Source organism: Nocardioides sp., from assembly GCF_036401255.1.
Taxonomy (GTDB): Bacteria; Actinomycetota; Actinomycetes; order Propionibacteriales; family Nocardioidaceae; genus Nocardioides.
Genome location: NZ_DASWVI010000388.1, coordinates 1 through 4,045, shown reverse-complemented (window position 1 = coordinate 4,045; position 4,045 = coordinate 1). Strand labels below are relative to the sequence as shown.

The 4,045-nt window shown below is 72.7% G+C and carries 5 protein-coding genes; 4 read left to right on the top strand and 1 reads right to left on the bottom strand.

Annotated elements, in window-relative coordinates; genetic code table 11:
* Nucleotides 1–833, bottom strand: an 833-nt coding sequence (trpS, locus tag VGD85_RS18200; RefSeq protein WP_331064847.1) for a tryptophan--tRNA ligase, incomplete at its 3' end; no start/stop codon positions are given.
* A 184-nt stretch (nucleotides 834–1,017) separates the two neighbouring features.
* Between trpS and VGD85_RS18195 the strand changes: the two genes are divergently transcribed.
* From VGD85_RS18195 to VGD85_RS18180, 4 genes are all read left to right on the top strand, one after another.
* Nucleotides 1,018–2,202, top strand: coding sequence for an acetoin utilization protein AcuC (locus VGD85_RS18195; protein ID WP_331064846.1), 1,185 nt, complete (start codon nucleotides 1,018–1,020; stop codon nucleotides 2,200–2,202).
* A gap of 188 nt (nucleotides 2,203–2,390) precedes the next feature.
* Nucleotides 2,391–2,594: a helix-turn-helix domain-containing protein gene (locus tag VGD85_RS18190; protein ID WP_331064845.1), complete on the top strand. Its 204-nt coding sequence runs from the start codon at nucleotides 2,391–2,393 to the stop codon at nucleotides 2,592–2,594.
* A gap of 144 nt (nucleotides 2,595–2,738) precedes the next feature.
* On the top strand, nucleotides 2,739–2,840 hold the full coding sequence (locus tag VGD85_RS18185; protein ID WP_008356322.1) for a 30S ribosomal protein bS22: 102 nt from the start codon (nucleotides 2,739–2,741) through the stop codon (nucleotides 2,838–2,840).
* Nucleotides 2,841–2,862: 22 nt separating this feature from the next.
* Nucleotides 2,863–3,942 carry an NAD-dependent epimerase/dehydratase family protein gene (locus VGD85_RS18180; RefSeq protein WP_331064844.1) on the top strand — a complete coding sequence of 360 codons (1,080 nt, stop codon included), beginning with the start codon at nucleotides 2,863–2,865 and terminating at the stop codon, nucleotides 3,940–3,942.
* Nucleotides 3,943–4,045 lie beyond the last annotated feature (103 nt).

Sequence of the window (4,045 nt, the reverse complement as noted above, 5' to 3'; positions counted from 1 at the left end):
CCGAGCTGGGCGACGACCGCATCGGTGACGGCCTTCTTCAACGCGCCGTACGTCGTGATGCCCGCCGCCGAGCCTCCGCAGGCGGCCAGGATCTGGAGCAGGTTCGTGACACCGGGCTTGGCCGGGTCCGCGCGGACGGCGTCGGCGCCGGTGTCGGAGTCGGTGACCGCGCGGGCGATCTTGCGGCGTACGACGTCGGGCGGGTCGAGCAGCCGCACGACGCCCGCCGTGTCGCCGGCCGACTTGCCCATCTTGGCGGTCGGGTCGTCGAGCCGCATCACCCGGGCACCCGCCGCCGGCACGGTGATCTCCGGGACGGTGAAGACCGGGCCGTAGGTGCTGTTGAACCGGGTCGCCAGGTCGCGGGCGAGCTCGACGTGCTGGCGCTGGTCCGCGCCCACCGGCACCTGGCGGGGCCGGTAGAGCAGGATGTCGGCCGCCATCAGGGCGGGATAGGTGTACAGCGATGCCCGCGTGGACGGCTGGTCCCTCCCCTTCTCCTTGAACTGGATCATCCGGCCGAGCTCGCCGGTGGTGGCCGTGCACTCGAGCAGGTAGGCGAGCTGGGCGTGGGCGGGCACCCGGCTCTGCACGAACAGCGTCGCCTCCTCCAGGCCGGCGGCGAGCAGGAGCGTGGCGGTCTCGTGGGCGAGTGACCGCAGCCGGCCGGGGTCGTGCGGCGTCGTCATCGCGTGCAGGTCGGCGATGCCGTAGTAGCACTGCTCCGGCTCCGGTGAGTCGCGCAGCCCGGCGGCCATCGGGCGCAGTGCGCCGAGCAGGTTGCCGAGCGTGAGGTGTCCGCTCGGGGTGAGCAGGGAGAGCTTGCGGTCCATGGGTGCTCCTGGGTCGAGAGCCCACGGGTCCGGACACGCGAACGGACCGCCCGTGGGCGGTCCGGATGGGTGAAGTGGGTGTGCTTCCGCGCGGTCCGCCGTCAGGCGGGCCACCACGGGAGGGGGCGAGACTGTGTGGAACCGAACGTCAGCACCCGGCCACCGTACCGGTAGCGTCCGTCACATGTCCTCCTGTCCAGGACCGGCGACCGTCGTGTTCGACCCGAGCCTCACCGAGTACGACTTCGGGCCGACCCATCCCATGTCCCCGCTGCGGGTCGACCTGACGATGCGCCTGGCCGAGGAGCTCGGGGTGCTCGCCTCGCTGCGCCGGGTCGACGCCCCGGTCGCGCCCGACGAGCTGATCGCGACCGTGCACCGGCCGTCCCTCATCGAGGCGGTGATCCGGGCCGGCGCCCACCCCGGGACACTCGACGAGGCGCACGGCCTGGGCACCGACGACAACCCGACGTTCGCGGACATGCACCACGCGTCCGCCCACATCGTCGGGGCGACCGTGGAGGCCTGCCGGCAGGTGTGGTCGGGGGAGTCCCTGCACGCGGCGAACATCAGCGGGGGCCTGCACCACGCGATGCCGGACCGTGCCAGCGGCTTCTGCATCTACAACGACGTCGCCGTCGGCATCAAGCAGCTGCTCGAGAGCGGCGCCCAGCGGGTCGCGTACGTCGATGTCGACGTCCACCACGGCGACGGCGTCGAGAAGATCTTCTGGGACGACCCGCGGGTGCTGACGATCTCGCTGCACGAGACCGGCCAGATGCTGTTCCCCGGGACCGGCTTCCCGACCGACCTCGGCGGCCCGGACGCCCGGGGCTTCGCCGTCAACGTCGCGCTGCCGCCCGGCACCGGCGACGGCGGGTGGCTGCGGGCCTTCCACGCCGTCGTCCCGCCGCTGGTGCGCGAGTTCGCCCCCGACGTGCTGGTCACCCAGCACGGGTGCGACTCCCACATCGAGGACCCCCTGGCGCACCTGATGCTGTCGGTGGACGGGCAGCGCGCGGCGTACCTCGCGCTCCACGAACTGGCGCACGAGGTCTGCGACGGTCGCTGGGTGGCGACCGGGGGCGGCGGCTACGCCGTCGTCGACGTGGTGCCCCGGGCCTGGACCCACCTGCTCGCCATCGTCGGCGGGCAGCCGCTCGACCCGGCGACCGAGACCCCGACGGGCTGGCGCTCCTACGTGCAGACGGCGCTCGACCAGGTGGCCCCGCACCGGATGACCGACGGCCGCACGCCCGGCTACCGCGACTGGATCGACGGCTACGACCCCGAGACCTGGTTGGACCGGGCCATCCACAGCACCCGCATGGAGGTCTTCCCGCTGCACGGCCTCGACCCGTTCCCCTGACCGGCCCGGCGACGCGTCACGGGGGCCGAACTGGCCTGGACCGCAAGCCGACACGCCGGTGTCTCGCAGGCTACTTTGGGCAACCCCTTCCCCACGAGTCACATGAGGCTCTATTCTCACCGGTGCGCGACGCGTGCACTCACCGGCGGGGAAGCCGGTGGCGCGTCAGACAGAAAGATCGGTGCACGATGGCTACCACCCCTGGGGACACCTCCTCGTCGAAGTTCCTGACCGTCGCCGAGGTCGCCGCGATGATGCGGGTCTCGAAGATGACCGTCTACCGCCTCGTCCACAACGGCGAGCTCCCTGCCGTCCGGGTCGGCCGATCGTTCCGCGTCCAGGAGAAGGACGTCGACGAGTACCTGCGCAAGAGCTTCTACACCGCCGGCTGACCCTCGAGGCCGACCGTCGGGGCTGAGCGAGGCTGAGCCGTCCGGGATCTGTCGGCCGATTCTGTCCGTGCGGGCCCGGCGGCTAGGCTGGGTCGGTCCTCCGGGCAGATGCCGGCGGACGCAACGGCTGTTGAAAGGTATCCCGTGGGTTCTGTCATCAAGAAGCGGCGCAAGCGCATGGCCAAGAAGAAGCACCGCAAGCTGCTGAAGAAGACGCGCGTCCAGCGTCGCAAGCTCGGCAAGTAGGCCCGGGCCAGCAGCACGCCGCATGGGCAGCGCCGGCAGGGTCGTCCTGGTCACCGGGGTCTCCCGCGACCTCGGGCGCCGGGTCGCGCGCGCCGTCGCGGCGGACCCGTCGGTCGAGCGCGTCGTCGGCGTGGACGCCGTCCCGCCCCGCGGCGACATGGGCGAGGTGTCCTTCGTCCGGGCCGACATCCGCAACCCGGTCATCGCGAAGGTCATCGCGAAGGAGGACGTCGACACCGTCGTCCACATGAGCGTCATCTCCACCCCCGGCAGCGCCGGCGGGCGGAACACGATGAAGGAGCTCAACGTCATCGGGACGATGCAGCTGCTCGCCGCCTGCCAGAAGGCCCCCGGCCTGCGGACGCTCGTCGTGAAGTCGTCGACGACCATGTACGGCGCGAGCAGCCGCGACCCCGCGATGTTCACCGAGGACATGGAGCCGCGGCGTGCCCCGCGCTCGGGCTACGCCAAGGACGTGGCCGAGGTCGAGGGCTACGTGCGCGGCTTCGCCCGCCGCCGCCCGGACGTGCAGGTGACGATCCTGCGCGCCGCGAACGTGGTCGGCCCGCAGGTCGCCAGCCCGCTGACGTCGTACTTCCGGCTGCCGGTGGTCCCGACCGTGCTGGGCCACGACCCCCGGCTGCAGTTCCTCCACGAGCAGGACCTCCTCGAGGTCGTGCGCCACGCGATCGCCGCCGAGGTGGCCGGCACGTTCAACGTCGCCGGGGACGGGGTGCTGATGCTCTCCCAGGCGATGCGGCGGCTGCAGCGGCCCAGCCTGGCCCTCCCGTCGGTCGCGGTCGGCCGGGTCGGCTCGACGCTGCGCTCGGCGCGCGTCGCGGAGTTCTCCCCCGAGCTGATGCGGCTGCTGACCTACGGCCGTGGGGTCGACACGACCCGGATGCGCGCCGAGCTCGGGTTCGAGCCGTCCTTCACCACGGCCGAGGCGTTCGCGGACTTCGCCGCGCCGCTGGCCCCCACCGGTGGCTACGCCGAGCGGGTCCTGGCGCGGGTCGCGCAGCACCTGCCCGAGCCCGAGCCGGCCATCGAGCGGAGCGGCCGGCGAGTGCCGGCGTACGAACGCGGGGCCGACCATGGGTGACGCGGAGATCATCCCCATCGGGACCCGCGGACGGCCCGGACGCGGCACCGGCAAGCAGCCGTCCTCGGCCGCCCGGGGCCTGGCGCCCGGCGCGCGGCAGGCC